The organism is Vibrio sp. 378, from assembly GCF_033339435.1.
The window spans coordinates 1-565 of record NZ_JAWOUO010000946.1; the positions used below are offsets into that span (position 1 = coordinate 1).

The 565-nt window shown below is 47.3% G+C and carries 1 protein-coding gene; it reads right to left on the minus strand.

The features are described 5' to 3' along the window. Positions 1 to 518, minus strand: a 518-nt coding sequence (locus tag R7Q48_RS29750; RefSeq protein WP_318133980.1) for a M20/M25/M40 family metallo-hydrolase, incomplete at its 3' end; no start/stop codon positions are given. Between the last annotated feature and the right edge of the window lie 47 nt (positions 519 to 565).

The following is a 565-nucleotide window of genomic DNA, read 5'->3' on the forward strand; positions in this document are numbered from 1 at the left end:
CGAATAGGAACTAAGCTAGTGGGTTCTCCAATGATGCAGTAATCCGGCTTGAACGGCGCGTTCGTGGTGAAGTGTCTTGCACCGAGCATGGTGGTTTCTTCATCACAGGTGGCCAATACGTAAAGCGGCTTGTTTTGCTTGCTCCAATCCACCTTTTTTACTGCTTCATAAATGAAAGCAAAAAAGCCTTTCATGTCTGCCGTACCCAGACCGTAGAAGCGGTTGTCTTTCTCAGTGAGCTTATGGGGATCAAAGCTCCAGCGTCCTTCATCAAATGGCACGGTATCGCTGTGCCCAGCAAGCAGCAGACCGCCTTCGCCTTCGCCCATGCGTGCAATCATATTGTGTTTGCCTGGCTCGACTTCGATCACCTCAACATGAAAGCCAAGATCTTTAAACCAAGTGGCGAGTTTCTCGATCACTTTGGCATTGCCTTGATCCCAGCTTGGATCAGTCGAGCTGATCGAAGAGGTACTAATGAGTCCTTCATAGACCTCTAGAAAAGTTGGTAATTGCATGGATTCTTCAATTCTCCTATTGACAGACAGAGCACAAAAATGTAAAA